Source organism: Shinella sp. M31 (assembly GCF_049199205.1).
GTDB lineage: Bacteria > Pseudomonadota > Alphaproteobacteria > Rhizobiales > Rhizobiaceae > Shinella.
The window spans coordinates 26913-53345 of record NZ_JBLZPH010000095.1 but is presented as its reverse complement, the minus strand read 5'-3'; the positions used below and the strand labels follow the sequence as shown (position 1 = coordinate 53345).

The following is a 26433-nucleotide window of genomic DNA, read 5'->3' as shown; positions in this document are numbered from 1 at the left end:
GCCGCCGCGCCGCCCCGCAAAAGAGATAATCCACAGATCAATTGCGAAATTTCGTTCTTTTTTTGTTCTAATAATTCCCTACACTCTTGTCAACCGAATCGGAAACGGGCACGGAATCTTCTGACCGCGCAATGGACAGGCCCCGATCAATCCCTACATAGGGGTCTACCCCTTTTAAGAATGCGCAACGACTTCTGACGCTGGACACCATGAGCGAACTCAAGACTATTTCCATTCGCGGCGCACGCGAACACAATCTCAAGGGCATCGATCTCGACCTGCCCCGCAATAAGCTGATCGTGATGACCGGGCTTTCGGGCTCCGGCAAATCGTCGCTCGCCTTCGACACGATCTATGCCGAGGGCCAGCGTCGCTATGTCGAGAGCCTTTCGGCCTATGCGCGCCAGTTCCTCGAGATGATGCAGAAGCCGGATGTCGATCAGATCGACGGCCTGTCGCCGGCCATTTCCATCGAGCAGAAGACGACCTCGAAGAACCCGCGCTCGACGGTCGGCACGGTCACCGAAATCTACGACTACATGCGCCTGCTTTTTGCGCGCGTCGGCGTTCCCTATTCGCCGGCGACGGGCCTGCCGATCGAGAGCCAGACGGTCAGCCAGATGGTCGACCGCGTCATCGATTTCGGCGAAGGCACGCGCCTCTATATCCTCGCGCCCATCGTGCGCGGCCGAAAGGGCGAGTACAAGAAAGAACTTGCCGAGCTGATGAAGAAGGGCTTTCAGCGCGTCAAGGTCGACGGCCAGTTCTACGAGATCGCGGACGTGCCGGCGCTCGACAAGAAGTACAAGCATGACGTCGACGTGGTGGTCGACCGCGTCGTCGTGCGCGCCGATCTCTCCTCCCGCCTCGCCGACAGTATCGAGACCTGTTTGAAACTCGCCGATGGCCTCGCCATCGCCGAATTCACCGACAAACCGCTTCCCGTAGAGGAGACTGCGGCCGGCGGCTCCGCCAACAAGTCGCTGAACGAGACGCATGAGCGCGTCATATTCTCGGAAAAATTTGCCTGCCCGGTCTCCGGTTTCACCATTCCGGAAATCGAGCCGCGGTTGTTCTCGTTCAACAACCCCTTCGGCGCCTGCCCGACCTGTGACGGCCTCGGCAGTCAGCAGAAAATCGATCCCGAGCTCATCGTGCCGGAAACCGAGCGCACGCTTCGCGACGGTGCGGTCGCGCCCTGGGCCAAGTCGTCCTCGCCCTATTATAACCAGACGCTGGAAGCGCTTGGCGCAGCCTACGGCTTCAAGCTGTCCAACCGCTGGTCGGAACTGTCGGAAAAGGCGCAGAACGCCATTCTGCACGGCACGGACGAGAAAATCGAGTTCAATTACAAAGACGGCGCGCGTTCCTACAAGACAGTGAAGACCTTCGAGGGCATCGTGCCGAACCTCGAGCGCCGCTGGAAGGAAACGGATTCGGCCTGGTCGCGCGAGGAAATCGAGCGCTACATGTCGGCCGCGCCCTGCCCGGCCTGCGCCGGTTATCGCCTGAAGCCCGAGGCCCTGGCGGTCAAGATCAACAAGCTGCATATCGGCGAGACGACCGCCATGTCGATCCGCGTCGCCCGCGACTGGTTCGAAGCGCTGCCGGAACATCTCAATGCCAAGCAGAACGAGATCGCGGTGCGCATCCTCAAGGAGATCCGCGAGCGCCTGCGCTTCCTCAATGATGTGGGTCTCGAATATCTCTCGCTGTCGCGCAATTCCGGCACGCTGTCGGGCGGGGAAAGCCAGCGCATCCGGCTGGCGTCGCAGATCGGCTCAGGCCTGACGGGCGTTCTCTACGTGCTGGACGAGCCTTCGATCGGCCTGCACCAACGCGACAATGCGCGGCTCCTCGATACGCTGCGCCACCTGCGCGACATCGGCAACACCGTCATCGTCGTCGAGCATGACGAGGACGCGATCCTGACGGCGGACTATGTCGTCGATATCGGCCCCGCCGCCGGCATCCATGGCGGCGAGGTCATCGCGCAGGGCACGCCCGGCGAGGTCATTGCCAACCCGGCCTCGCTGACGGGCAAATATCTGTCTGGCGAACTGTCCGTCGCGGTGCCCTCCGAGCGCCGAAAGCCGAAGAAAAAGAAGGAAATCAAGGTTGTCGGCGCCAAGGCCAATAACCTGAAGAACGTCACGGCCTCCATTCCGCTCGGCGTCTTCACGGCGGTCACCGGTGTGTCCGGCGGCGGCAAGTCGACCTTCCTGATCGAGACGCTCTACAAGTCGGCCGCCCGCCGCATCATGGGGGCCCGCGAAATCCCCGCCGAGCACGAGCGCATCGACGGCTTCGAATATATCGACAAGGTCATCGATATCGACCAGTCGCCGATCGGCCGTACGCCGCGCTCCAACCCGGCGACTTATACCGGCGCCTTCACGCCGATCCGCGACTGGTTCGCCGGCCTGCCGGAAGCCAAGGCGCGCGGCTACCAGCCGGGCCGCTTCTCCTTCAACGTCAAGGGCGGCCGTTGCGAGGCCTGCCAGGGCGACGGCGTCATCAAGATCGAGATGCACTTCCTGCCCGACGTCTACGTCACCTGCGACGTCTGCCACGGCAAGCGCTACAACCGCGAAACGCTCGACGTCACCTTTAAGGGCAAGTCGATCGCCGATGTGCTGGACATGACCGTCGAGGAAGGCGTGGAATTCTTCGCCGCCGTGCCCGCCGTGCGCGACAAGCTGGTGACGCTGAACCAGGTCGGCCTCGGTTACATCAAGGTCGGCCAGCAGGCGAACACCCTATCCGGTGGTGAAGCGCAGCGCGTCAAGCTTGCCAAGGAGTTGTCGAAGCGCTCGACCGGCCGCACGCTCTATATCCTCGACGAGCCGACGACCGGCCTGCATTTCCACGACGTGGCCAAGCTCCTGGAAGTGCTGCACGAACTGGTCAACCAGGGCAATTCGGTGGTCGTCATCGAGCACAATCTCGAGGTCATCAAGACCGCCGACTGGATCATCGACTTCGGCCCCGAGGGCGGCGACGGCGGTGGCGAAGTGATCGCCGAGGGCACGCCGGAGGATGTGGTGAAGGTCGAGCGCTCCTATACCGGCCAGTTCCTGAAGGAACTGCTGGAGCGTCGCCCGATCAAGAAGATCGCGGCGGAATAGGCCATGATCCTGATCGGCCAGTACGATTCGTCCTATGTGCGCCGCGTGGCGATTGCCATGCGGCTCTACGATCTCCCCTTCGAGCACCGCCCTTGGTCGGTGTTCGGCGAGGGCGAGAAGGTGCAGGCCGTCAACCCGCTGATGCGGGTGCCGACGCTGGTGCTCGACGATGGCGACGTGGTGGCCGACAGCAATTCCATCCTCGACTATCTCGACGGCCTCGTGCCGGCAGAACGGCGGCTCTTGCCGCAGGCCGAGCCGGAGCGGCGCCGGGCGCTGAAGGTCATGACCTTCGCGACCGGCTTTGCCGACAAGGGCGTCAGCCTGTTCTATGAACGCTACCTGCATGAAACGCCCTCGGCCTATTTCGTCGAGCGCTGCCGCTCGCAGATATCGACTGTGCTTGCGGCGCTCGATGCTGAGCGTGCGGCGCGGCCGGGAGACACCTGGTTCGGGCGCATCACCCACGCGGATATCGCCGTCGCCTGTGCCTGGCGGCATATGAGCGAAGCCCATCCCGGCCTGATCGACCCCGCCGCCTATCCGGCGCTCACGGCGCATTGCGCCGGCATGGAGGTCCTGCCGGTATTCCGCGAGATTTCGCAGCCCTTCATCGCGCCCGCTTGAGAGGCGCGCCTGTCTGTCGAGGAGAACTGATATGAGCACATCCGGCACCATCAGAACCGGCATCGGCGGCTGGACCTTCGATCCGTGGGAAGGCACGTTCTATCCGGAAAAACTCACAAAGAAGCGCCAGCTGGAATTCGCCAGCCGCGAACTCGCGGCCATTGAGGTCAATGGTACCTATTACGGCTCGCAGAAGCCGGAGACCTTCGCCAAATGGGCCTCCGAAGTGCCCGATGGCTTCATTTTCTCGCTGAAGGCGAGCCGCTACACGACCAACCGCAAGGTTCTGGCCGACGGCGGCGAATCCGTCGAAAAATTCCTGACACAGGGCCTGACCGAACTCGGCGATCATCTCGGCCCGATCCTTTGGCAATTCCCGCCGACGAAGAAGTTCGAGCCTGACGATTTCGAAGGCTTTTTGAAGCTGCTGCCGGGAAAACTCGACGGCCTGACGCTGAAACATGCGCTCGAAGTGCGCAACGAGACGTTCATGACGCCGGAATTCGCCGCTTTGGCCCGAAAATACAACGCAGCCATCGTCTATGCGCAACACGAAGACTATCCTGAGATCGCCGATGTCACGGCCGATTTCGTCTATGCGCGCCTGCAAAAGGGTTCAGACGACATCAAGACCTGCTATCCCGAGAAGGCACTCGACGAATGGGCCGGGCGGCTCAAGGACTGGGCTGCCGGCGGCGAACCATCGGATCTGCCGAAGATTGACCCCGACACGAAGCCGGCCAAGACGGCACGCGACGTCTTCGCCTTCTTCATCACCTCGGGCAAGGTGAATGCGCCGAACGGCGCGCGGGAGCTGCAGAAGCGCGTGAACTGAGAAATCCGATTTGGGCGGAAAATGGCGGTGCTGGACATTGGCTCATTGATGTTTGCGAACACTAGAGAGGCGCTTGGCGAGCCCAGAGCATTTGGGCCTGCTTATCGACACGCATCCATTAAGACGTGAGTTCGCGTCCTCTCGACAGCACCAAGCCATATTCATATATCCAGCCAGGCGGGAATGGCTGCTAGCAGATTTTCCGCCGTCAACCCCTCGCCTGCCCGCTGGCCCGCCGCGCCGTGGCGCCAGACAGCGCTCGCGGCAGCCTCGAAGACCGCCATGCCCTGCGCAAGGTGGGCGCCGACGATGCCGGCCAGCACGTCCCCGGAGCCGGCCGTCGCCAGCCATGGCGGCGCATTGTCGTTGACGAGCGCGCGCCCATCCGGGGCAGCGATGACGCTGTCACCGCCCTTGAGAATGACGACGGCGTTGCTGCGGGCCGCTGCCTTGCAGGCGCGGTCGATCTTGGAGAGCGTTGCGTCCTGCGCGAGGTCCGGAAACAGTCGGGCGAATTCGCCATCGTGCGGCGTGAGGACAAGGCGTGGGTTGCCCGCGGCGAAAAGGGAGAACAGCGCCGCGGGATCTTCGCGGAAAGCGGTTATGCCGTCCGCATCCAGAACAAGCCGGCCTCCGTGTTCGGCAATCCGGCGAACGTAACGCCTCGCCCTGCCTGCATCACCAAAGCCCGGGCCGAGCACGAAGGTTTTCAGGCGCGTATCTTCGAGCAGGCCTGCGAGATCCGTTTCGTCATCGACGACCTTCAGCATGACGGCCGTCAGGTGCGCCGCATTGGCCGGCACGGCGTCCTGCGGCGACAGGATGGTGACGAGGCCGGCCCCGGCGCGAAGAGCAGCCGTGGCCGACAGTCTTGCCGCCCCCGTTGCGCTGGCGGGCCCGGAAAAGACGGCGAGATGGCCGCGGACATATTTATGGGTCGCGCCGTTCTCGGCCGGCAAGGCGAGACGCCAGATGGCAGGCGTGTTCACCCGCATATGCCGGCCGTGATGGGCAAGGAGGCGCGCGGGAATGCCGATATCGAAAACGTCCAAAGCCCCTGAAAGGTCTTTGCCGGGCAAGAGAAGGTGGCCAGGCTTGCGGCACGTGAAGGTGACGGTCGCCTCCGCCGCGAAAGCCTTGCCGCTCACCGCCCCGGTGCGCCCATCGACACCCGAGGGAAGATCGACCGCGAGCACGGGCACGGCCGCCTTTTCCACGGCTGCAATGACATCGACCACGCCCTCCGGCACATCGCGCGACAGGCCGGCGCCGAACAGGGCATCGACGACGACATCGCCAGCGCGTGGCGCATAATCGGAAAGCGCGGCAATGCGTCCCTGAAATGCGCTCAAGGCGATCGCGGCGTCGCCCTTGAGGGCTGCGGGATCACCGAGCGCGTGAACGGCAACCACGGCGCCCGCCTCCGCGAGCGCCCGCGCGGCGACATAGCCGTCGCCGCCATTGTTGCCCGGTCCGCAGAGCACGGCAAAGCGCAGCGCTCCGGGAAACCGTCGCAGCGCTGCCGCAGCGACCGCCTGCCCCGCCCGCTCCATCAAGCCATAGCTCGAAAGTCCCGATGCGGCGGCGGCACGGTCTATTTGGCCCATATCCTCGGGCGTGACGAACAGCGTTTCGATTTCCTGGCGCATGCTGCACCATGCCCGCAAAGCACCAGGCGAGACAAGTCCGGCTGAAAATGCATGTAGAAGCTTATTTTTTCGGCATCTGCATAGTCTCTATGCTCAATTTTGCAGCTTTGCGCGCCACTTCCGCATCGCTGGTGCAGGCAGCCAGAGGCCGGCATGGAAAGTGACAATTTTTAGGCAGATGGCACTAGCCCTTTTAGTCGGAAAGCCGCATCATCTGCATGTGATGACGAGCGGGATCAGCAGAGCCATGAAATTCGTCCGATCTGGCATGCATTCTGCTTCAAGTTGGCATGCTACGTGCATTTGGAGTTCGCAGCGGGCACAACCGCGCGCGAACGGGAGAAGCGGAGAGACATTTTCTCATGAAAAAGATCGAAGCGATCATCAAGCCCTTCAAGCTCGATGAGGTGAAGGAAGCGCTGCAGGAAGTCGGCCTGCAGGGTATCACCGTCACCGAGGCGAAGGGCTTTGGACGCCAGAAGGGGCACACGGAACTCTACCGTGGTGCCGAATATGTTGTCGACTTTCTGCCCAAGGTGAAGGTCGAAGTCGTTCTGGCGGACGAAAACGCGGAGGCCGTCATCGAGGCGATCCGCAACGCGGCCCAGACCGGCCGTATCGGCGATGGCAAGATCTTTGTCTCCAACGTCGAGGAAGTCATCCGCATCCGCACCGGCGAGACCGGCGTCGACGCCATCTGATCCCGCCCGGCCGCCCGGCCGAGGCCATCCACTCGTCATTTCACACAGGGACCATACACATGACGACTGCCAACGAAATCCTCAAGCAAATCAAGGAAAATGACGTCAAGTTCGTCGACCTGCGCTTCACCGACCCGCGCGGCAAGCTGCACCACGTCACGATGGACGTCGGCTGCGTCGATGAAGACATGTTCGCCGACGGCGTCATGTTCGACGGCTCCTCGATCGGCGGCTGGAAGGCCATCAACGAGTCCGACATGGTGCTGATGCCCGACCCGGCAACGGTTCACGTCGACCCGTTCTTCGCGCAATCGACCCTCGTCATCATGTGCGACATTCTCGATCCGGTCTCGGGCGAAGCCTATAACCGCGACCCGCGCGGCACGGCCAAGAAGGCCGAAGCCTACCTCAAGGCCTCGGGCATTGGTGACACCGTCTATGCCGGCCCGGAACCGGAATTCTTCGTCTTCGACGACGTCAAGTACAAGGCCGACCCGTACAACACCGGATTCAAGCTCGATTCGTCGGAACTGCCGTCCAACGACGACACCGACTACGAGACCGGCAACCTCGGCCACCGTCCGCGCGTCAAGGGCGGCTATTTCCCGGTTCCGCCGGTCGATTCGTGCCAGGACATGCGCTCGGAAATGCTCACGGTCCTGACCGAGATGGGCGTCACCGTCGAAAAACAGCACCATGAAGTGGCCGCCGCCCAGCACGAGCTCGGCGTGAAGTTCGACACGCTCGTTCGCAGCGCCGACAAGGTGCAGATCTACAAATACGTCGTGCACCAGGTCGCCAATGCCTATGGCAAGACGGCAACCTTCATGCCGAAGCCGATCTTCGGCGACAACGGCTCGGGCATGCACGTTCACCTGTCGATCTGGAAGGATTCAAAGCCCCAGTTCGCCGGTGACGAATATGCCGGCCTGTCTGAAAGCTGCCTCTACTTCATCGGCGGCATCATCAAGCATGCCAAGTCGATCAACGCGTTCACCAACCCGACGACGAACTCCTACAAGCGTCTCGTTCCGGGCTATGAAGCACCGGTTCTGCTGGCTTACTCGGCGCGCAACCGCTCGGCCTCCTGCCGCATTCCGTTCGGCACTGGTCCGAAGTCCAAGCGCGTCGAAATCCGCTTCCCCGACCCGCTCGGCAACCCGTACCTCGGCTTCGCCGCCATGCTGATGGCCGGCCTCGATGGCATCAAGAACAAGATCCATCCCGGCAAGGCCATGGACAAGGACCTGTACGACCTGCCGCCGAAGGAACTGAAGAAGATCCCGACGGTCTGCGGCTCGCTGCGCGAAGCGCTGGAAAGCCTCGACAAGGACCGCAAGTACCTGACGGCCGGCGGCGTGTTCGATGACGACCAGATCGACAGCTACATCGAGCTGAAGATGGTCGAAGTCATGCGTTTCGAAATGACGCCGCACCCGGTCGAATTCGACATGTACTATTCGGCCTGATCGGCCGGCTTTCCTCCCGCCTTGCGGCGGGAGGTTTCCCATAAAGACGAAAAACCCGGCCATTGGCCGGGTTTTTTGTTGGTCTTCGAAATGTTGCCGGCGTTACTGCTGGAGCCGCTTCTTCAGGAGATCCAGATACTCCTCGTTGGAATCGTCCGCCCCGCCGGACGCGGCGCCGGCGGCCGGCTTGCAGCTTGGCTTGTAGTCCATCGCCATGCCGGCCTTCACGCAGACGCCGACCTGCCAACCGGGCGGCAGCGCGGTGAGATCGACGGTCTTCCATTTCGGATGGCCCGTCGTCTTCAGCTTGTCGAGGCCGCTAATGATGAGGTTGGAAAAGTCGGCGACCGTCTTGCAGCTGTCGCGGTGATAGGCATTGCGCTTGATGTCGTAATCGTAGGTCATCATCACCGCCTTCACAGCGATCAGATCGACCGGCTGGTCCTGGAAGGAATAGGTGCCGGCCTCGATGCGCGACGGCGTGTAGGTCGCGAGCAGCGGCGCTTCGGTGATCGGCAGGAGATGGAATTTCGTCTTGTCGATCGTGGTACTTGTGAAGAGCGATGCGGGCGCGCCAGCGACATAGAAAAAGGCGTCGATCTCGCCGGAGAGCAATTTCGGCAACGCCTCGTCCGGGTTGATGTCGAGCCGCTCGCCGGCCTTCACCCGCAGGATGTCCATGATGAGCGTCGCGGTCAGGAACGTGCCTGAATCCTTCTTGCCGACCGCGATCTTCTTGCCGGCAAGGTCCTTCATGCCGGCAATGTCCTTGCGCGCCAGCACGTGGATTTCCTCGTTGTAGAGCGGGAACATGATGCGCACACCCTTGACCGCCTTCTGCACCTCCGGGTCGTTCGCCTCGAAGGTCTTCAGATATTCCAGCACGTCGCTCTGCACGATGCCGAATTGCGTGTTGCGGCGGTTGCGCACGCCGACGAAGTTTTCCAGCGAGCCGGCGCTTTCCACCACGTTGAGATTCAGGCCGCATTCGGCGCCGAGCGCTGCGATGTCGCGGCCGATCTTGATATAGGTGCCCTGCGGGCCGCCGGTCATGATGTTGCGCTCGAAACTCTGCGCGGATGCGCCGCCGACAAAAAGCGCAAGGCCGAGCGCGGCCGCCAGAACAGATCGCTTCATCGAAATCTCCTTCCCAGAACCGGCAAGCGCCGGTGTGATTAACAGCCGCTGTCGAGATCGCGCATCAGGTTGCGCATCGCCAGTGCCGGTATGTGTTTGAAGACACCGCCGAGCGCAGTTGTAACGCATTCGCCGGAGACAAGCGTGCGCTCGAGTTGGTCGCGCTGGTCGCTGGAAAGCCGGTCAAGGCCCGGCATGAGCCGAACCGCCGAGGCCACCAGGGCCGCATTGCGCGGGCTGCGGCCGTCTGTTGCGGGTTTTGCGTTGTCGAGCGCCGGCTTGGTGCCGCCGTCCTTCTGACCACCCGGCTTCGTGGCGGCCGCTGCGGCTTCCAGCGCTTCGATCCGCTCGGTAAGAGCCTGATTGCGCGCGTTCAGCGTGGCGATCTCCCGTTCCTTGCTGGCGATGCTTTCCTGCAAGATCGGGATATCCTTCGCGCGCAGCTGTTCTTCCGCGTTCTGCGCTTCCTCGAGTTCGCGGCGCAGCGTATCGGCCTCCGCCTCGAGGCGCTCTGTCTCGGCGCTTTGCGTCGTGTTCCGGGTGTCGCGGGCCTCATCGAGCGCCTTCTCCAGCCGCGCGATCTGGTCCGCCTGCAGCGAAAGCCGGCGCTCGCGGTCGAGCACGGCCTCCTCGGCGCGCTTCTTCAGCGCTTCGGCATCGGCGATGCGCTGGCCGGCCAGTTCGAGGTCGTTTTCGAGTTTTGGAACCACATCACGGGTCAATCGGGAGTTTTCGGCAACGGCAAGGGCACCATCGGAAGCGCTCGTCGTGTTTTTCAGAGAATCGAGCTGGCGCTTGAGCGTGCCGTTCTCCTCGGTCAGCGCCTGTGCTTTCTGGCTGTTTTCCTCGACCTGGGCCACGCGGGCATCGAGTTCCCTGGCGAGGTCGGCGATGCGCTGGTCGCGCGTTTCAATCTCACCAGCCGGGGCGGCGCCGCCCATCATGCGGAAGGCGCCGTAGCCACCGGCCCCCCCGAGCGCCAGGCTGACGACGACGGCGAACAGGATGCCGCCGATGCCGCCGCCACCCGAGGTCTGTCCGTTGCCGCTCCTGCCCCACTGATTGTTCATGCTGCCTGATCCGCCCGAAATGCTGTTCTTCGAGGTACGCTGAAACCGCTGGAGGCGCAAGCGCCACACCCGTTCCATGAAAGACGTGTGACAGCGGTGGAACTATTGATGTTTCGGCGCAATTACCCAAATATAAGGGGAAAGGTAGGTACGCCATGAAGATGCGTAACGCAAAATTTGCCATCGGCGACATCGTCCGCCACCGGGTCTTTCCCTTCCGTGGCGTGATCTTTGACGTCGACCCGGAATTCGCCAATACGGAGGAATGGTGGAACGCCATTCCGGCCGAAATCCGGCCCTCGAAGGATCAGCCCTTCTATCACCTGTTCGCCGAGAATGCCGACAGCGAATATGTCGCCTATGTCTCGGAGCAGAACCTCGTGCCCGACGACAGCGGCCAGCCCATCCGTCACCCGCAGGTCCGCGCGCTGATGGACGTGGACCAGGGACATTACCGCTGGAAGGAAGAGACCGGCGTTTTCCACTGACAGGTTCATCCAGATTTCAGCAACAAAAAACCCGGCCATTGGCCGGGTTTTCCATATCTGGAATAAGCGAGACGCTTACTGGCTCTTGGCAGCCTTTTGGGCGTCTTCGAGCTTCTTGCGGGCTTCCTCGGCCTTCTTCTGCATTTCGTCCTGCAGCAGGCGCTGACGCTCTTCAAGCTTCGATTGTTCGATCGGCTCGCCGTCGAACACGCCGGTGAAGCCTTCGAGCGACATCTTGATCGGGTTCGGGGCGCGCTGGAAGTTGATCGAGGTCAGGACCAGCTCGCCGCCTTTCTTGAGGCTCGCGATCATCTGGTCGGTGAGCAGCACTTCAGCAACGCACTTGTCGGGCATGCAGATGGCGTAGTCGAGCTTCAGGCCCTTGCCGCCGTCGATCTGCATCTGGATGCCCGGCGGGATGAGGCGTGCGCTCGGAACCGAGACCTGCATGATCTTGCGGTTGGTCTTGCCGGTGACGGTGATGAGGCCGACAGCCGTGATCAGCTGGCCGCTGCTTGCGGTCAGCAGGTTCTGCACGATGCAGACGTCGTTGTCTTCCTGCTTGGTGCAGACCTTAAACCAGCCCTTCGGCGGTGCGGCCTGCTGAGCCAGGGATACGGAGGGAGCCGCCGCCAGGGCAACCGACGCGGCGAAAGCGGAAAGCACGGTCCGCTTGATGAGGTTCGATGTGAAGATCATACGAGTTCGGTCTCCTGAAAATCCGGTGCCGGAGCAACGACGCTCCTCCAAGCCCCTCTGGCGTGGGTCAGTCGTGCGCTCTCCTGTCGGCGAATTGAGGCATTTGCATGACCCGCTTCGGCGACACCTGTTACAATGGGCCGCGCCGGATATCCAGCCTTTCCTTGCGAAATTCGCCTATAGGACCGATTTCCCGCGCCCGCCGCACTATTGTGTCTTTCGCGCGCAGTATAAACACAGGAATCACACGGAATCGACGAGGAGAGCCCCTTTGCGCCCCATCCTGACGGCCCTCGCGGCCTGCATGTTCGGCCTGCCCGTTTCACTGGGCCAGGCCGCCCCCCTGCACGGGATCGCGATGCATGGCGAACCGGCGCTGCCGGCGGACTACAAGCACTTCTCCTACGTCAATCCGGATGTGAAGAAGGGCGGGCGTATCGCCTATGGCGTCGTCGGTACCTTCGACAGCCTCAACCCTTTCATCCTGAAAAGCATGCGCACCACCGCGCGCGGCATGTGGGACCCGGAATTCGGCAATCTCGTCTACGAATCACTGATGGTGCGCTCGCGCGACGAGGCCTTCAGCATGTATGGCCTGCTCGCCGAGAGCGTGGAGTGGGACGACGACCGCAGCTTCATCGAATTCCACCTGAACCCGAAGGCGCACTGGGCGGACGGGCAGCCGGTGACGCCCGAAGACGTGATCTTTTCCTTCGAGCTGCTGCGCGACAAGGGTCGCGCACCGTTCAGCACCCGCCTGAACGTCGTCGAGAGACTCGAGAAAACCGGCGAGCACAGCGTCCGCTTCACCTTCAACGACAAAAGCGACCGCGAGGCCCCTCTCCTCATCGCCTTCTCGCCGATCCTGCCCAAGCACGCGATCGATCCGGAAACCTTCGACCGGTCGTCACTCGCCTTGCCGCTCGGCTCCGGCCCCTACAAGGTCAAGGCGGTGAAGCCCGGCGAACGGATCGTCTATGAGCGCGATCCGAACTACTGGGGCAAGGACATTCCCTCCAAGGTCGGCTTCGACAATTACGACGAAATCTCCGTCGAATATTTCCTGCAGGACAATTCGTTGTTCGAGGCTTTCAAGAAAGGCGTCATCGACGTCTATCAGGAAGGCAATCCGACGAAATGGACGCGCAACTACGATTTCCCCGCGGTCCAGTCGGGCACGGTCATCAAGGACGCGGTGAAGTCGAAACTACCGCCCGTGATGTTCGGCTTCGTCTTCAACACCCGCCGGCCAGTCTTCCAGAATGCGGAACTGCGCGAGGCGCTCTCGCTCGCCTTCGATTTCCAATGGGTCAATCGCACGCTGTTCGAAAACGCCTATACCCGCACGGAGAGTTTCTGGCAGAATTCCGAACTCTCCGCGCTGAATGCGCCCATCGATGCGCGGGAGCGTGAGATCATCGGCACGGCGATAAGCCGGATCGATCCCGCCGTGGCCGATGGCACTTTCCGTTTCCCGGTGACCGACGGTTCCGGCCGCGACCGCAAGGTTCTGCGTCAGGCGATGGACCATTTCGAGAAGGCCGGATATGCGATCAAGGACGGTCGCATGGTCGACGCCTCCGGCAAGCCGCTCGCCTTCGAGATCATGACGCAGAATGCCGACCAGGAGAAGCTGGCGCTGGCCTACCAGCGCTTTCTCGCAGCACTCGGCGTTCGTGTGAGCCTCCGGACGGTCGATGATTCGCAGTATCAGAGCCGCAGCCAGACCTTCGACTACGATGTCATCATGAAGGCCTTCCTGTCCTCACTGTCGCCCGGCCTGGAACAGGTCCGGCGCTGGGGCACGGATGCGCGCGACCGTCAGGGCAGCGAGAATTTCGCCGGCGTCGCCGATCCCGATCTCGACCGCGTCATGGCCGCCATTCTCGCCGCCCGGACCGCGGAGGATTTCCGCTCGGCCGTGCGCCTGCAGGACAGGATGCTGCTTTCGGGCAATTACATCGTCCCACTCTATCATCTGGGTGAACAATGGATCGCCCGCAACAAACATATCGGGCGGCCAGAGATGACGCCGCTCTGGGGTTTCCAGCTTCCCGCATGGTGGGACGAGAACGCGCAGTAAAGGGGATATCCCCAGAATTGCGGTTACCTTGAGGTAACCTGTTGAAAGCTGTAGCCGGTGGGCCTATCTCGGCGGTAAGTTTGAAGTGACGGCACGAGGCCCGCACAGGACCGCGCCAAAGCCGGACATTCCCGGCCTCTCGAAAGGATACCCGGATGGAAGCCATTACGATCGACGTCGTCTCCGATGTCGTCTGCCCTTGGTGCTACCTCGGCAAGAAACGGCTGGAACAGGCAATCGAGAACGTGAAGGACGACCTGGCCGTCTCGGTGACGTTCCGCCCCTATCAGCTGAACCCCGACATGCCGCCGGAAGGTGTGGATCACAAGAAGCACCTCGCGGAAAAGCTCGGCGGTAAGGATGCCGTGGACCGCGCACACGACATGCTGGACGGTCTCGGCAAGCAGGATGGCATCGCCTTCGATTTCCCGGCCGTGAAGATCAGCCCCAATACGCTCGACGCACACCGCCTGTTACGCTGGGCGATGATCGAAGGTCCCGAGGTGCAGAGCCGCGTCGCCGTCGCCCTGTTCAAGGCCTATTTCGAAGAGGGCCGCAATGTCGGCGACCGCGCCGTGCTGCTCGACGTGGCGGAAGCCGCCGGCATGGATCGCGCCGTGGTCACGGCACTCTTTTCCGCTGGTGCGGATGTCGATTCGGTCAAGGAAGAGATCGGCATGGCGCGCGACATGGGTGTCACCGGCGTGCCCTGCTTCATCATCGACAACAAATACGCCGTGATGGGCGCCCAGTCTGTCGACGTGCTGACCAATGCCTTCCGCGAAATCGCGGCAAAGAAAGCCCAGGAACGCGTCGGTCAGAACTGAGTGGCCCTACGTCACTGCGGCATGATAGGAGGGGCGGGCTTTCATTCGTCCCAACCAGGCTTCGATTTGCGGGAATGCGGCTATGAGTGCTGCCCCTTCCGGGGCCTTTTCGAATAGGTCGAACATCGGCGCGGCATGAAAATCGGCCAGCGAGGGTCGGGAACCGGCTAGCCATTCCTGCCCGCCGAACAAATCCGAAAGCGCCAAGAAGAAGGCACGCACCTTGTGGAGGCCGGCAGCGATGCGAGCCTCTTCTGGCGCCTTGCCTTCCGGCGGCTCGACGCGCTGGACATAAACGTCCCAGACCATCGGCAGGTAAGCGTAGTTGTCGAGCATTGCGATGATCTGGTTCATCCGTGCGCGTTCATGCAGCCCGACAGGCTGAAGCGCCGGTCCGGGGAAGGCTTCATCGACATAACGCGTTATGGCACTGGTCTCATAGAGCGAAAATCCATCGTGTTCGAACGCGGGGATGCGGCCAAACGGGTGGCGGGCGAGATGTCGCTCGGCACGCCGCCCTCCGCAAACACATCTACCGGCACAAGATCGTACGCTATGCCCTTCTCATGGAGGGCCATTCGCACGATCGCACATAGACGCTATAGGCTGCACCATAAATGATGACGGATGAACGCATCCTGATTTCCTCGCTGCCGGCACAATGCCGCTTCGATCATGCCCCCTGCTTCGCCAGACCCGCCAGTTGCGTCATCACCTGCGCAGCGCCCGTCAGGCGCTTTTCCGGCGTCGGATAGTCGCGCGACAGGAACAGGCTCTGGTCGGCGCGGATCTTCACCAGCGTGCCCTGCTTGGCGATGTAGCCGACAAGCGCCGCCGGGTTGGGGAACTGCTTGTTGCGGAACTGCACGACGACGCCCTTCGGGCCGGCATCGAGTTTTTCGACATTGGCCACGCGGCAGAGCGACTTGATGTAGACGATCTTCAACAAGTGCTGCACCTCGATTGGTAGAGGACCGAAGCGGTCGATCAACTCGGCGCCGAAGGCGTCGATATCGCCAAGCTCCGTGATCTCGCCGAGACGACGGTAGAGGCCGAGGCGCAGGTGCAGGTCCGGCACGTAATCGTCGGGGATCATGACCGGCGTGCCGACGGAAATCTGCGGCGACCAGCCGCTGTCGGCGACTTCCTCGTCGCCCTTGATCTCGGCGACGGCCTCCTCCAGCATCTGCTGATACAGCTCGAAACCGACTTCCTTGATATGGCCGGACTGTTCCTCGCCGAGCAGATTGCCCGCGCCGCGGATGTCGAGATCGTGGCTGGCGAGCTGGAAGCCGGCGCCCAGCGTATCAAGCGATTGCAGCACCTTCAGGCGGCGCTCCGCCGTACCGGTCAGCGTGCGGTTGACCGGAAGCGTCAGCAGCGCGAAGGCGCGCACTTTCGAACGGCCGACGCGACCGCGCAGCTGGTAGAGCTGGGCCAGGCCAAACATGTCGGCGCGATGGATGATCATCGTGTTCGCCGTGGGAACGTCGAGGCCGGATTCGACGATAGTCGTCGAGAGCAGCACATCGTACTGGCCCTCGTAGAAGGCGTTCATGATGTCTTCGAGTTCGGTCGCCGGCATCTGGCCGTGGGCGACCGCGACTTTCAGCTCCGGCACGTCCTGGCGCAGGAAATCATGGATTTCCGAGAGGTCGCTGAGGCGCGGGCAGACATAAAAACTCTGGCCGCCGCGATAGTGCTCGCGCATCAGCGTCTCGCGGATGACCAGCGGGTCGAAGGGCGAGATGAAGGTGCGCACCGCCATGCGGTCGACCGGCGCGGTGGTGATCAGCGAAAGCTCGCGCACGCCCGTCATGGCAAGCTGCAGCGTACGCGGGATCGGCGTCGCCGAGAGCGTCAGGACGTGAACGTCGCTCTTCAGCTCCTTCAGCCGCTCCTTATGCTTCACGCCGAAATGCTGCTCCTCGTCGATGATCAGCAGGCCGAGATTAGCGAATTTGATCGACGATCCGAGCAGCGCATGGGTGCCGACGACGATATCCGTCTTGCCCTCGGACAGCTCTTTCTTGGTCAGCGCCAACTCCTTGCTGCCAACGAGGCGCGAGGCCTGCTGGACGCGAATGGGCAAGCCGCGGAAGCGTTCGGAGAAGGTCTTGAAATGCTGGCGGGCGAGCAGCGTGGTCGGCACGACGACGGCGACCTGCACGCCGTTCATCGCCGCGATGAAGGCGCCACGCAACGCCACCTCCGTCTTGCCGAAACCGACGTCGCCGCAGACAAGGCGGTCCATCGGACGGCCGGCGCCGAGATCCTCGCGCACCGCGTCGATGGCGTTGGCCTGGTCGTCGGTCTCATCGTAAGGGAAGCGGGCAGCGAACTCGTCATAGATGCCGTCGGGCGCCGTCAGTACCGGGGCATGGCGTACGAGGCGCGCGGCGGCGATCTGGATCAGGCCGCCGGCCATGTCGAGCAGCCGCTTCTTCAGCTTGGCCTTGCGGGCCTGCCAGGCGACGCCGCCGAGCTTATCGAGCAGCGCATCGGTGCCCTCGCCGCCATAGCGCGAGAGAAGGTCGATGTTTTCGACCGGCAGGAAGAGTTTTGCCTCGTCGGCATAGACGAGTTCGAGGCAAGCATGCGGTGCGCCCGCCGCCTCGATGGTGCGAAGTCCGACGAACCGGCCGATGCCGTGCTCGGCATGGACGACGATCGAGCCTTCGTCGAGACCGGCGACTTCGGTGAGGAAATCCGCCCCGCGCTTGCGCCGCTTCGAGCGCCGTACCATACGGTCGCCGAGAATATCCTGTTCGCCGATGACGACGACATCGCCGGCCTCGAATCCGCTTTCGAGGCTGAGCACGGCAGAGCCCGCCTCACCCGGCTTCAGTTTCGCGAGATCGCCGAATTTCTCGACCGGCACGACATTGCCGAGACCGTGTTCGGAGAGAACCTGCAACAGACGGTCGAGCGAGCCTTCCGACCAGCCGGTGACCAGAACCTTGTCTCCAGACGCGCGCCTGTCCGCGATATACTTGACAGCCTGATCGAAGACGTTGACGCGCGCGCCCTCCGCATCCTCGCTGCCCGAAGGCCGCGCCCAGCGCTGGCCAGTGCGTGCCTCGACGGTCACGACCTGCCGCGCTTCGCCTTCGTGCTCGTTGAAGGGGGTCAGGCGGATGGCGTTGCGTTCGTCGAGTTCGCGGGCAAAGCGCTCGGCATCGAGATAGAGGAGACCGGGCGGCACCGGCTTGTAGGGCGTCGATTGCGAGATCTGCCCTTTGCCGGGTGTCGCGGAGGCAAGGCGCGCATCATAGTAGTCACGCACGAGACGGGAGCGTTCGACGGCGGCCTCCCGTACGGTGTGGTCCGTGACGATACGGAAGCCTGAGAGATAATCGAAGGCGGTTTCCAGTTCATCGTAGAACAGCGGCAGCCAGTGCTCCATGCCCGCATAGCGCCGCCCCTCGGAAACGGCCTGGTAGAGTGCGTCGTCGCGCGTCGCAGCGCCAAAGGAGGAGAGATATTGTGTGCGGAAATGCGAGATCGTCTCCGGCGTCAGCGTCACCTCGCTCATCGGGTTGAGATCGAGGGAGCGCGCCTGCCCCGTCGTGCGCTGGCTGGCCGGATCGAAGGAGCGGATGCTTTCCAGCGTATCGCCGAAGAAATCGAGACGCACCGGCTCCAGACTGCCGGGCACGAACACGTCGAGAATACCGCCGCGCACGGCGAATTCACCGACCTCGCGCACCGTCGCCACCCGGTCGAAACCGTTGCGCTCCAGCCGTGCGGCGATGTCATCCATGCGGATCGTGTTGCCGGGTTTTGCCGAGAAAGCGAGGCTCTCGATGGTCGGCCGCGGCGCCGTCTTCTGCAGCATCGCGTTGACGGTGACGAGCACGATGGCCGCGTGCGGCTTCTTCTGGTGCGCGATCAGCGCCGACAGCGCCGAAAGCCGCCGGGCGGAGACTTCTGCGCTCGGCGAAACGCGGTCATAGGGCAGGCAGTCCCAGCCGGGCAGCGTCAGCACCGGAATATCCGGCGCGACGAAGCCGAGCATCTGCTCCAGATCGGAAATGCGCTGGCCGTCGGAAAGCACATAGGCGACGGGGCCGGTCTTGCGGGCGAGATCGGCGAGGATCAGCGGCTCGACGCCCGAGGGAACGGCGCCGATGGTCAACGGCCGGCCGGCGGCGGCAATGCGTTCGGGAGAGAAACCGGGGATCATGCGCTGGCGTCTTTGAAGAGCGGAGAGAAATCGGGGCGGTAGGCGGCGATGCGCGGAAACAGGCCGTTGCGGAATTCTTCCGGCACGGGCTTTTCGCCGGTCACCCATTTGACGAGGTCGTTGTCCTCTTCGGCCATAATGCGCTCCAGCTCATCCAGTTCCACGTCGGAGAGCGTGGCGATCTCGGCATCGGCGAAGCTGCCGAGCACGAGGTCCATCTCGCGGATGCCGCGGTGCCAACAGCGGAAGAGGATGCGCTTGCGTCGCGGGTCGATCTCGGCGCTCGAGCGTGTCGTTCCCGTCATGATCGTCCTGCCTTCCCTGAAATGCGGTCCGGCGCTTCTATAAACCGGCAAAAGCCGCTTGTCAGCCTTGCCAAAGGCACCATCTCCGGCGATTTTGCCCGCCATGAGACCCGCATTGCTTGATCCCCTCTTCGCACCGCTCTCCACGCTTCCCGGCATCGGCCCGAAGCTGGGCGAACTGTTCGCGCGCCTCTTGGGGCAGGAAAGCATCGAGGATTGCCGGGTCATCGATCTCGTTTTTCATTTCCCGCATTCCATCGTCGACCGGCGCAACCAGCCCGGCATCGCCAATGCCCAGCCGGGCGTCATCGTCACGATCACCGGCCGCGTCGACCGCCACCAGCCGCCACCACCCGGCAAATCGAACATGCCTTACCGCGTCTTCCTGCATGACGAAACCGGCGATCTGGCGCTTACCTTCTTCCGCGCCAAGGGCAACTGGCTGGAAAAGGCGCTGCCGATCGATGAAACCGTCATCGTCAGCGGCAAAGTGGACTGGTTCAACGGCCGCGCCTCGATGGTGCATCCGGACTATATGGCGCGGCTCGATGAGGCCGACAATGTGCCGGTGGTCGAGCCGGTGCATGGGCTGACTGCCGGCCTCACATCGCGCGTCCTGCGCAAGGCGGTGGAAGCGGCGGTCGCGCGCGTGCCGCATCTGCCGGAATGGATCGACCCACCGCTTGCCCAGCGCCAGAGTTTTCCCAGCGCCTATGACGCGATCCACCGTCTGCACGATCCCCGCGACGAAACGGATCTGGATCCGCAAGCCCCTGCCCGCCGCCGCCTTGCCTATGACGAATTCCTGGCCGGGCAGGTGTCGCTCGCCCTCGTGCGCCAGCGCCTGCGCAAGGTCGCCGGCCGGCCTGTCATCGCGACCGGCGCGCTCAGCCGTCCCGTCCTCGACGCCCTGCCCTTTTCGCTGACCAACAGCCAGCAGACGGCGGTTGCCGAGGTGCTGAAGGACATGGCCGGCGAGCAGCGCATGCTGCGGCTGTTGCAGGGCGATGTCGGCGCCGGCAAGACGGCCGTCGCGCTGATGGCCATGCTCGCGGCCGTCGAATCCGGCGGCCAGGCCGTGCTGATGGCGCCGACGGAAATTTTGGCGCGGCAGCACTTCGCGACGCTCTCGCGCATGGCGGCTCCGGCCGGCGTCACCATCGACGTGCTGACCGGCCGCACCAAGGGCCGCGAGCGCGACGCGATCCTGGAGCGCATCGCATCCGGCGAAACGCAGATCGTCATCGGCACGCACGCCCTCTTCCAGGACAACGTCGCCTACAAGGACCTCGTGCTGGCCGTGGTGGACGAGCAGCACCGCTTCGGCGTGCACCAGCGCCTGCGGCTGACGGCCAAGGGCATTTCCCCGCATATGCTCGTCATGACGGCAACGCCCATTCCGCGCACGCTGGTTCTGGCCGCCTTCGGCGACATGGATGTCTCGAAGCTCACGGAAAAGCCGGCCGGCCGCAAACCGATCCAGACCGTCATCATGCCGCAGGAGCGTGTCGGCGATATCGTCGGCCGCATGCGTGCGGCGCTGGCGGAAGGCAAGAAGGCCTACTGGATCTGCCCGCTGGTCGAGGAGACCGAGGAAAGCGAGCTGATGTCCGTCGAGGAGCGGCATGCGACGCTCGCCAGCGTCTTCGGCGATGCCGCCGGCCTCGTGCATGGGCGCATGAGCGGGCCGGAAAAGGACGCCGCCATGCTGGCCTTCAAGAACGGCGAGACGCGCCTCCTCGTCGCAACCACCGTCGTGGAAGTCGGCGTCGATGTGCCCGACGCCTCCATCATGGTCATCGAACATGCCGAGCGCTTCGGCCTTGCCCAACTTCACCAGCTGCGAGGCCGCGTTGGACGCGGTGAGGAAGCATCAAGCTGCGTTCTGCTCTACAAGGGGCCGCTCAGCGAAAACGGCCAGGCGCGGCTCTCCATCCTGCGCGAGACGGAAGACGGTTTCCGCATCGCCGAAGAGGATTTGAAACTGCGCGGCGAAGGCGAGCTTCTCGGCACAAGGCAATCCGGCACGCCGGGCTTCATCGTCGCAAGCCTCGAGGCGCATGGCGATCTCCTGGAAACCGCCCGCAAGGACGCCGCCTATGTGCTGGAACGCGATCCCGACCTGACGAGCGAGCGCGGCGAAGCGATCCGCACGCTGCTCTATCTCCACCGCCGAGACGAGGCGATCCGGTTCCTGCGGGCAGGCTGAGCTATCCCGGAAGCCACAAAATCGTGATTTCGCCGATACCGGCCATCAAGGCATACTCACGCGCGTAAAGCGAAAAAGGAGAAATGCCATGAAGACAGTTCTCGTAGTCGCAGCGACGCTCGGCCTTTCGGCACCCGCAGCCTTTGCGGACTGCGCCTGGCACACCAAGACCTCGGCGGAGGTCAAGGTCGACAAGACCATCACGACCGCAAGCGTCACCACCACGGAAAAGCAGTCCCGCCTTCCTGCCGAAGACAGCAAGGTGCTTGTAGGCGATCAGCAGCGCGCCGACAGTTCAGAGTAATGCGCTCGAGCTGTCTCGTTTTCGAGGCGGCTCGAAATCCCAATGATTCAGCTCCCTCTCCTGCGTCGCCCTCGGATCAAGCCGAGGGATGACGACTGGATGTAGTACGGGAGGCGCGAGCCGGCCTCAGCTTTTCTTCTTGATTTTCGTCTTGGCCTTGCGCTCTTCGTTCTCGATGAGCTGCAACCCCTTTTCCGGCGGCGTGACGAGGCCGACGGAGATGATGAGCTTGGCGGCATCCTCCGCGCTCATGTCGAGCGGCACGAGCTTTTCCCGGGGGACATAGACAAGCCAGCCGGCCGTCGGAAACGGCGTCGGTGCCACGAAGCAGGCGACCATATCCTTGCCCATCGACTTGAACTTCGTCGCGATTTCACCGCGCGCATCCGTTGCCACGAAGACGATCGCCCAAAGCCCCGGCCCCGGATATTCGATCATCGCGGCCTTGTTGAACGAAGACCCCTTGTCCTTCAGCACGGTCTCGAAGATCTGCTTCAGGCTCTTGTGCACCGTGCGCACCAGCGGCGTGCGGTTGAACAGCCCATCGCCGAACTCGACGATGGAGCGGCCGATCAGGTTCTTGCCGAGGAAACCGACGAGCGTGATCATCACCAGCGCGATCAACAGGCCGAAGCCGGGAATGGCGAACTGAAGGTAGCTTTCCGGGTTGTAGCGCGCGGGGATATAGGGTTTCACCCAGCTGTCCGCCCAATGGATGAAGGTCCATGTCAGCCAGATGGTGATGGCGATCGGCGCGCAGATGACGAGGCCGGTCAGGAAATTGTTTCGCAGCCGCGTCGCCAGCGACGGTCTCGGAAGAAGGTCGGTCATCGAATATCCAGCCTGGGCGAGCGTGGGAGGTCACTCAGCCGTAGAAACCCGGATGATAGGTAACGGTTCCCCCGCCGTAAACCGGGGAAAATGCCACATGCATGAAATACTCCGGGGACACGCCGTCCAGCGTGAGTCCGGAATCCGACGCAAAACCGAAACGGCTGTAATAGGCCGGATCGCCCAACAGCACGCAGCCGGCGGCACCGAGCGCCTTCAGCCGCTCCAGCCCATCACGGATGAGCTTGCTGCCGATCCCCCCGCGCTGATGCGCCGGATCGACCGAAATCGGCCCGAGGCCGTACCAATCCGCGCTGCCATCGGAAAGTGTAACAGGAGAGAAGGCGACATGGCCGATGATATCGCCATCCGCCTCGGCCACCAACGAAAGGGTCAGCGCCCCGGCCGCGCGCAGGCGATCGATGATCAGATGCTCTGTGCCATCCGCATGCGGCGCGGACCGGAAGGCCGTTTCCGTCAGTGTCCGGATCGCATCGCCATCGCCTTCGCGTTCCGGGCGCAGGATCATTCCACCGTGACCGACTTTGCGAGGTTGCGCGGCTGGTCGACGTCGGTGCCCATGAAGACGGCGGTGTGATAGGCGAGCAGCTGGATCGGCAGCGAATAGATCATCGGCGCGATGATCTCGTTGACCTCGGGCAGGATGATCGTCGCCATGGTTTCCAGCTTCGAGGCGGCCGCACCCTTGGCATCGGTGATGAAGATGATCCGGCCGCCGCGGGCCGCGACTTCCTGCATGTTCGACACGGTCTTTTCGAAGAAGCGGTCATGCGGTGCGATGACGATGACCGGCATGTTCTCGTCGATCAGCGCGATCGGACCATGCTTCAATTCGCCGGCGGCATAGCCCTCGGCATGGATGTAAGAAATTTCCTTGAGCTTCAGCGCGCCTTCCATGGCCAGCGGATAGCTGGTGCCGCGGCCGAGATAGAGCACGTCCTTGCACTTGGAGAGATCGCGCGACAGCTGCTCGATCGAGGGCTGGATCGTGTTGAGAACGCTTGCCATGATGCGCGGCATTTCGGCAAGATGGCGCACCAGCTCCTTCTCGTCCGCCTCGCTGATGGTGCCGCGCGCGCGGCCCGCGCCGATGGCAAGGGCTGCAAGAACCGTCAACTGGCAGGTGAAGGCCTTGGTCGAGGCAACGCCGATTTCCGGGCCGGCAAGGATCGGGAAGACAGCGTCCGATTCGCGGGCGATCGTCGATTCCTTCGCATTGACCACGGCGCCGATCTTCAGGCCGTGCTCCTTGCAGTAGCGTAGCGACGCCAGCGTATCGGCCGTCTCGCCGGACTGCGAGATGAACAGCGCTGCCGATGCCGGGTTGAGCGGTATCTCGCGATAGCGGAACTCCGAGGCGACATCGATCTCGACCGGCAGGCGGGCATAACGCTCGAACCAGTATTTGCCGACCAGACCCGCAAGATAGGCCGTGCCGCAGGCGGAAATCGCAAGGCTCGGCGTCTTGGCAAAGTCGATGTCGACGGCCGTCGGACGCACGGTATGCGAGAGGAAATCGACATAGTGGCTCAGTGCATGGGAAATCGCCTCCGGCTGCTCATGGATTTCCTTTTCCATGAAGTGGCGGTGGTTGCCCTTATCAACGAGATAGGCGGTAGCAGACGAAATCTGCTTGGGACGCTCGATCCTGACGCCATCGATATCGAAGACATGTGCGCCATCGCGGCCGAGGATCGCCCAGTCACCGTCGACGAGATACGTAATTTCATTGGTGAAGGGCGCCAGCGCGATGGCGTCCGATCCCAGAAACATTTCGCCCTTGCCATGGCCAATGGCGAGCGGTGGACCGTTGCGCGCAGCCATGATGGTCGACGGATCATCCTCGAAGATCACGGCGAGCGCATAGGCGCCGGTAACACGGCGCAGCATGGCATGCATGGCTTCGCGGCGGCCGAGACCGTCCCGGCGCAGTTTCGCGATCAGTTGCGCAAGGACTTCCGTATCGGTCTGCGTCGTGAAGGTGGCGCCCGATGCAGCCAACTCGTCCTTGAGCTCGGAAAAGTTCTCAATAATGCCGTTATGAACGACAGCGACGCCATCGACGAAGTGCGGATGCGCATTGCCCTCGGTCGGTGCACCATGAGTCGCCCAGCGGGTGTGGGCAATGCCGATCGTGCCGGCAAGTGGAGCATCGACCAGACGCCTCTCCAGGTTGATGAGTTTTCCTTCGGCTCTCCGACGCTCGAGCTTGCCATCAACGACGGTCGCCACACCGGCGGAGTCATAGCCCCGGTATTCGAGACGCTTCAGCGCATCGACCAGCCGCCCGGCAACAGGCTCAACTCCGACGATGCCAACAATTCCGCACATAGGATGCTCCGCTTTTCGCAACGCTTTGATTGCGCTCTTTGGTAAAGTTTTTTTTCGGCAGCGCAACGCGGCCACGCTCACTTTCGATTGCAAGCGTTAATGTGGGCGCGCCCACAGGGTGACTTATTTGCCGGCTTTTTTCTTCGCGTCCTTGATCGCCTGATTGCGCTCGCGGATGAGGACGGCGCGGCCTTCCTTGTTTTCCTGGCGCGCGCGGCCGAAGGCGACGGCATCATCCGGCACATCGGCGGTGATGACGCTGCCGGAGGCGACATAGGCGCCGTTGCCCACGGTCACGGGCGCGACGAGCGCCGTGTTGGAACCGATGAAGGCATCCGCGCCGATGCGGGTGATGTGCTTGTTGATACCATCGTAATTGCAGGTGATGGTACCCGCGCCGACATTGGTATGCGCACCGATGAAGGCATCGCCGATATAGCTGAGGTGGTTGACCTTCGCGCCGGCACCGATCTCCGCCTTCTTCACTTCGGTGAAATTGCCGACCTTGGAGCCCTCGCCGAGCTTTGCGCCGGGACGCAGGCGCGCATAAGGTCCGATTTCGGCGTCGGCCCCGACCTGTGCGCCCTCGATATGCGAGAAGGCATGGATGACGGCGCCGCTCTCGATCGTGACGCCGGGACCGAAAACGACATTCGGCTCGATGGTCACGTCGCGGGCGATTGCCGTATCGAAGGACAGAAAGACGGTCTCCGGTGCGATCATCGAGACGCCCTCGATCATCATCTGATGCCGGCGGCGCTGCTGCCAGAGACGTTCGATGACGGCGAGCTCGGCGCGGGTGTTGCAGCCGGTCAGCTCCTCCTCAGGCGCTTCGACGGCAATGGCGCGGCCGCCGTCGGCCCTGACGACCTCGACGATATCGGTCAGGTAATATTCGCCCTTGGCATTGTTGTTGCCGATACGGTCGATCAGCCCGAGCGCCTTGCGGCCGTCGATGGCCATCAGGCCGCCGTTGCAATAGGTGATGGCGCGCTCGGCCTCGCTGGCATCCTTGTGCTCGCGAATGGCCAAAAGCTCGCCGTTCTCGACCAGCAGGCGGCCATAGCCCGTCGGATCTGCGGTGCGGAAACCGATGACCACGACATCGGCACCGTCGGCGAGCCCATCGCGGGCAGCGATCAGCGGCGTTTCGGTGATGAGCGGCGTATCGCCGAAGACGACGAGCACGTCGTCATAGCCCTTGGCGATGGCCTCGCGGGCAGCCAGCACGGCATGGGCGGTGCCGAGCCGTTCGGTCTGGATATGGACGGAACTCCGGACTGCAGCGTTCTTCGCCGCGGCTTCGACCTTCTCCGCATCGCGGCCGAGCACCAGCGCGATATCCGAAATGCCGGCCTTCGCCAGCGCATCGACCACATGGGCGATCATCGGCCGGTTGGCGACGGAATGCAGCACCTTGGACTGAGCGGACTTCATGCGGGTGCTCTCGCCGGCGGCCAGGATCACGGCCAGGCAGGTGCGTTTCATCCGGTCAGCAGTCATGGAATCCCTCGTTCATCCGAATTTGACGGC

Annotated in this window: 20 protein-coding genes and 1 pseudogene; 10 read left to right on the top strand and 11 right to left on the bottom strand. The window is 62.9% G+C overall.

Annotated elements, in window-relative coordinates; all coding sequences use genetic code 11:
* Positions 1 to 209 precede the first annotated feature (209 nt).
* From uvrA to ACOZKU_RS16215, 3 genes are read left to right on the top strand one after another with little or no spacing between them, the layout of a single operon-like run.
* Positions 210 to 3128 (top strand): excinuclease ABC subunit UvrA, encoded by a 2919-nt coding sequence (gene uvrA, locus ACOZKU_RS16225; protein ID WP_421579720.1) that lies wholly within the window; start codon positions 210 to 212, stop codon positions 3126 to 3128.
* A gap of 3 nt (positions 3129 to 3131) precedes the next feature.
* A complete protein-coding gene (locus ACOZKU_RS16220) occupies positions 3132 to 3755 on the top strand; it encodes a glutathione S-transferase family protein (protein ID WP_421579719.1) in 624 nt (207 codons plus the stop codon).
* A gap of 31 nt (positions 3756 to 3786) precedes the next feature.
* Positions 3787 to 4590 carry a DUF72 domain-containing protein gene (locus ACOZKU_RS16215; RefSeq protein ID WP_421579718.1) on the top strand — a complete coding sequence of 268 codons (804 nt, stop codon included), beginning with the start codon at positions 3787 to 3789 and terminating at the stop codon, positions 4588 to 4590.
* 161 nt (positions 4591 to 4751) lie between these two features.
* Here the strand turns inward: ACOZKU_RS16215 and ACOZKU_RS16210 are convergent, their stop codons facing one another.
* Positions 4752 to 6239 (bottom strand): NAD(P)H-hydrate dehydratase, encoded by a 1488-nt coding sequence (locus ACOZKU_RS16210; protein WP_421579717.1) that lies wholly within the window; start codon positions 6237 to 6239, stop codon positions 4752 to 4754.
* Between the two features lie 362 nt (positions 6240 to 6601).
* Between ACOZKU_RS16210 and ACOZKU_RS16205 the strand changes: the two genes are divergently transcribed.
* Both ACOZKU_RS16205 and glnA read left to right on the top strand, forming a co-directional pair.
* The gene (locus ACOZKU_RS16205) at positions 6602 to 6940 is read left to right on the top strand and encodes a P-II family nitrogen regulator (RefSeq protein WP_003515720.1); all 339 of its coding nucleotides are present in this window, start codon (positions 6602 to 6604) and stop codon (positions 6938 to 6940) included.
* Positions 6941 to 6999: 59 nt separating this feature from the next.
* Positions 7000 to 8409: a type I glutamate--ammonia ligase gene (glnA, locus tag ACOZKU_RS16200; protein WP_244758879.1), complete on the top strand. Its 1410-nt coding sequence runs from the start codon at positions 7000 to 7002 to the stop codon at positions 8407 to 8409.
* A 102-nt stretch (positions 8410 to 8511) separates the two neighbouring features.
* Here the strand turns inward: glnA and ACOZKU_RS16195 are convergent, their stop codons facing one another.
* Both ACOZKU_RS16195 and ACOZKU_RS16190 read right to left on the bottom strand, forming a co-directional pair.
* Entirely contained in the window at positions 8512 to 9546 is a 1035-nt protein-coding gene (locus ACOZKU_RS16195) for a TAXI family TRAP transporter solute-binding subunit (RefSeq protein ID WP_421579716.1), read from the bottom strand.
* A gap of 38 nt (positions 9547 to 9584) precedes the next feature.
* Positions 9585 to 10616 (bottom strand): hypothetical protein, encoded by a 1032-nt coding sequence (locus tag ACOZKU_RS16190; RefSeq protein ID WP_421579715.1) that lies wholly within the window; start codon positions 10614 to 10616, stop codon positions 9585 to 9587.
* A gap of 155 nt (positions 10617 to 10771) precedes the next feature.
* Between ACOZKU_RS16190 and hspQ the strand changes: the two genes are divergently transcribed.
* A complete protein-coding gene (hspQ, locus tag ACOZKU_RS16185; RefSeq protein WP_117371124.1) occupies positions 10772 to 11104 on the top strand; it encodes a heat shock protein HspQ in 333 nt (110 codons plus the stop codon).
* A 75-nt stretch (positions 11105 to 11179) separates the two neighbouring features.
* Here hspQ and ACOZKU_RS16180 read toward each other — a convergent pair whose 3' ends face one another.
* A complete protein-coding gene (locus ACOZKU_RS16180) occupies positions 11180 to 11803 on the bottom strand; it encodes an invasion associated locus B family protein (RefSeq protein WP_313530373.1) in 624 nt (207 codons plus the stop codon).
* Positions 11804 to 12083: 280 nt separating this feature from the next.
* On the opposite strand from ACOZKU_RS16180, the gene ACOZKU_RS16175 reads away from it, so the two are divergent.
* Together ACOZKU_RS16175 and ACOZKU_RS16170 are read left to right on the top strand one after the other, a co-directional pair.
* Positions 12084 to 13886, top strand: coding sequence for an extracellular solute-binding protein (locus tag ACOZKU_RS16175; RefSeq protein ID WP_421579781.1), 1803 nt, complete (start codon positions 12084 to 12086; stop codon positions 13884 to 13886).
* A 155-nt stretch (positions 13887 to 14041) separates the two neighbouring features.
* The gene (locus ACOZKU_RS16170) at positions 14042 to 14713 is read left to right on the top strand and encodes a DsbA family oxidoreductase (protein ID WP_421579714.1); all 672 of its coding nucleotides are present in this window, start codon (positions 14042 to 14044) and stop codon (positions 14711 to 14713) included.
* 6 nt (positions 14714 to 14719) lie between these two features.
* On the opposite strand, the pseudogene ACOZKU_RS16165 reads toward ACOZKU_RS16170, so the two are convergent.
* The 3 genes and pseudogenes from ACOZKU_RS16165 to ACOZKU_RS16155 all read right to left on the bottom strand — a co-directional run bounded on the left by ACOZKU_RS16165 (position 14720) and on the right by ACOZKU_RS16155 (position 19204).
* Positions 14720 to 15350, bottom strand: a pseudogene (locus ACOZKU_RS16165) (glutathione S-transferase family protein).
* Between the two features lie 36 nt (positions 15351 to 15386).
* Positions 15387 to 18899, bottom strand: a complete 3513-nt coding sequence (gene mfd / locus ACOZKU_RS16160) for a transcription-repair coupling factor (protein WP_421579713.1) — start codon at positions 18897 to 18899, stop codon at positions 15387 to 15389.
* Positions 18896 to 19204: a succinate dehydrogenase assembly factor 2 gene (locus ACOZKU_RS16155; protein ID WP_421579712.1), complete on the bottom strand. Its 309-nt coding sequence runs from the start codon at positions 19202 to 19204 to the stop codon at positions 18896 to 18898. The genes mfd and ACOZKU_RS16155 overlap by 4 nt, the downstream gene beginning before the upstream one ends.
* 103 nt (positions 19205 to 19307) lie before the next feature.
* Between ACOZKU_RS16155 and recG the strand changes: the two genes are divergently transcribed.
* Positions 19308 to 21413, top strand: a complete 2106-nt coding sequence (gene recG / locus ACOZKU_RS16150; RefSeq protein ID WP_421579711.1) for an ATP-dependent DNA helicase RecG — start codon at positions 19308 to 19310, stop codon at positions 21411 to 21413.
* 88 nt (positions 21414 to 21501) lie between these two features.
* Complete coding sequence (locus tag ACOZKU_RS16145; protein ID WP_421579710.1) at positions 21502 to 21717, top strand: hypothetical protein; 216 nt, start codon at positions 21502 to 21504, stop codon at positions 21715 to 21717.
* A 126-nt stretch (positions 21718 to 21843) separates the two neighbouring features.
* Here the strand turns inward: ACOZKU_RS16145 and ACOZKU_RS16140 are convergent, their stop codons facing one another.
* The 4 genes from ACOZKU_RS16140 to glmU all read right to left on the bottom strand — a co-directional run bounded on the left by ACOZKU_RS16140 (position 21844) and on the right by glmU (position 26388).
* Entirely contained in the window at positions 21844 to 22548 is a 705-nt protein-coding gene (locus tag ACOZKU_RS16140; protein ID WP_314095264.1) for a DUF502 domain-containing protein, read from the bottom strand.
* A gap of 34 nt (positions 22549 to 22582) precedes the next feature.
* Positions 22583 to 23077, bottom strand: coding sequence for a GNAT family N-acetyltransferase (locus tag ACOZKU_RS16135; RefSeq protein ID WP_421579709.1), 495 nt, complete (start codon positions 23075 to 23077; stop codon positions 22583 to 22585).
* Positions 23074 to 24900: a glutamine--fructose-6-phosphate transaminase (isomerizing) gene (glmS, locus tag ACOZKU_RS16130; RefSeq protein ID WP_421579708.1), complete on the bottom strand. Its 1827-nt coding sequence runs from the start codon at positions 24898 to 24900 to the stop codon at positions 23074 to 23076. Before glmS ends, ACOZKU_RS16135 begins: the two co-directional genes overlap by 4 nt.
* A gap of 123 nt (positions 24901 to 25023) precedes the next feature.
* Positions 25024 to 26388, bottom strand: coding sequence for a bifunctional UDP-N-acetylglucosamine diphosphorylase/glucosamine-1-phosphate N-acetyltransferase GlmU (gene glmU / locus ACOZKU_RS16125; RefSeq protein ID WP_421579780.1), 1365 nt, complete (start codon positions 26386 to 26388; stop codon positions 25024 to 25026).
* Positions 26389 to 26433 lie beyond the last annotated feature (45 nt).

What these genes read in the sequence shown, in the direction of transcription:
- glnA (WP_244758879.1), top strand. Translation starts at nt 7,000, where the DNA reads ATGACGACTGCCAACGAAATCCTCAAGCAAATCAAGGAAAATGACGTC.
- ACOZKU_RS16180 (WP_313530373.1), bottom strand. Translation starts at nt 11,803, where the DNA reads ATGATCTTCACATCGAACCTCATCAAGCGGACCGTGCTTTCCGCTTTC.
- ACOZKU_RS16215 (WP_421579718.1), top strand. Translation starts at nt 3,787, where the DNA reads ATGAGCACATCCGGCACCATCAGAACCGGCATCGGCGGCTGGACCTTC.
- ACOZKU_RS16210 (WP_421579717.1), bottom strand. Translation starts at nt 6,239, where the DNA reads ATGCGCCAGGAAATCGAAACGCTGTTCGTCACGCCCGAGGATATGGGC.
- hspQ (WP_117371124.1), top strand. Translation starts at nt 10,772, where the DNA reads ATGAAGATGCGTAACGCAAAATTTGCCATCGGCGACATCGTCCGCCAC.
- recG (WP_421579711.1), top strand. Translation starts at nt 19,308, where the DNA reads ATGAGACCCGCATTGCTTGATCCCCTCTTCGCACCGCTCTCCACGCTT.
- ACOZKU_RS16140 (WP_314095264.1), bottom strand. Translation starts at nt 22,548, where the DNA reads ATGACCGACCTTCTTCCGAGACCGTCGCTGGCGACGCGGCTGCGAAAC.
- ACOZKU_RS16145 (WP_421579710.1), top strand. Translation starts at nt 21,502, where the DNA reads ATGAAGACAGTTCTCGTAGTCGCAGCGACGCTCGGCCTTTCGGCACCC.
- ACOZKU_RS16135 (WP_421579709.1), bottom strand. Translation starts at nt 23,077, where the DNA reads ATGATCCTGCGCCCGGAACGCGAAGGCGATGGCGATGCGATCCGGACA.
- uvrA (WP_421579720.1), top strand. Translation starts at nt 210, where the DNA reads ATGAGCGAACTCAAGACTATTTCCATTCGCGGCGCACGCGAACACAAT.
- ACOZKU_RS16170 (WP_421579714.1), top strand. Translation starts at nt 14,042, where the DNA reads ATGGAAGCCATTACGATCGACGTCGTCTCCGATGTCGTCTGCCCTTGG.
- ACOZKU_RS16220 (WP_421579719.1), top strand. Translation starts at nt 3,132, where the DNA reads ATGATCCTGATCGGCCAGTACGATTCGTCCTATGTGCGCCGCGTGGCG.
- glmS (WP_421579708.1), bottom strand. Translation starts at nt 24,900, where the DNA reads ATGTGCGGAATTGTTGGCATCGTCGGAGTTGAGCCTGTTGCCGGGCGG.
- ACOZKU_RS16195 (WP_421579716.1), bottom strand. Translation starts at nt 9,546, where the DNA reads ATGAAGCGATCTGTTCTGGCGGCCGCGCTCGGCCTTGCGCTTTTTGTC.
- ACOZKU_RS16190 (WP_421579715.1), bottom strand. Translation starts at nt 10,616, where the DNA reads ATGAACAATCAGTGGGGCAGGAGCGGCAACGGACAGACCTCGGGTGGC.
- glmU (WP_421579780.1), bottom strand. Translation starts at nt 26,388, where the DNA reads ATGAAACGCACCTGCCTGGCCGTGATCCTGGCCGCCGGCGAGAGCACC.
- mfd (WP_421579713.1), bottom strand. Translation starts at nt 18,899, where the DNA reads ATGATCCCCGGTTTCTCTCCCGAACGCATTGCCGCCGCCGGCCGGCCG.
- ACOZKU_RS16155 (WP_421579712.1), bottom strand. Translation starts at nt 19,204, where the DNA reads ATGACGGGAACGACACGCTCGAGCGCCGAGATCGACCCGCGACGCAAG.
- ACOZKU_RS16205 (WP_003515720.1), top strand. Translation starts at nt 6,602, where the DNA reads ATGAAAAAGATCGAAGCGATCATCAAGCCCTTCAAGCTCGATGAGGTG.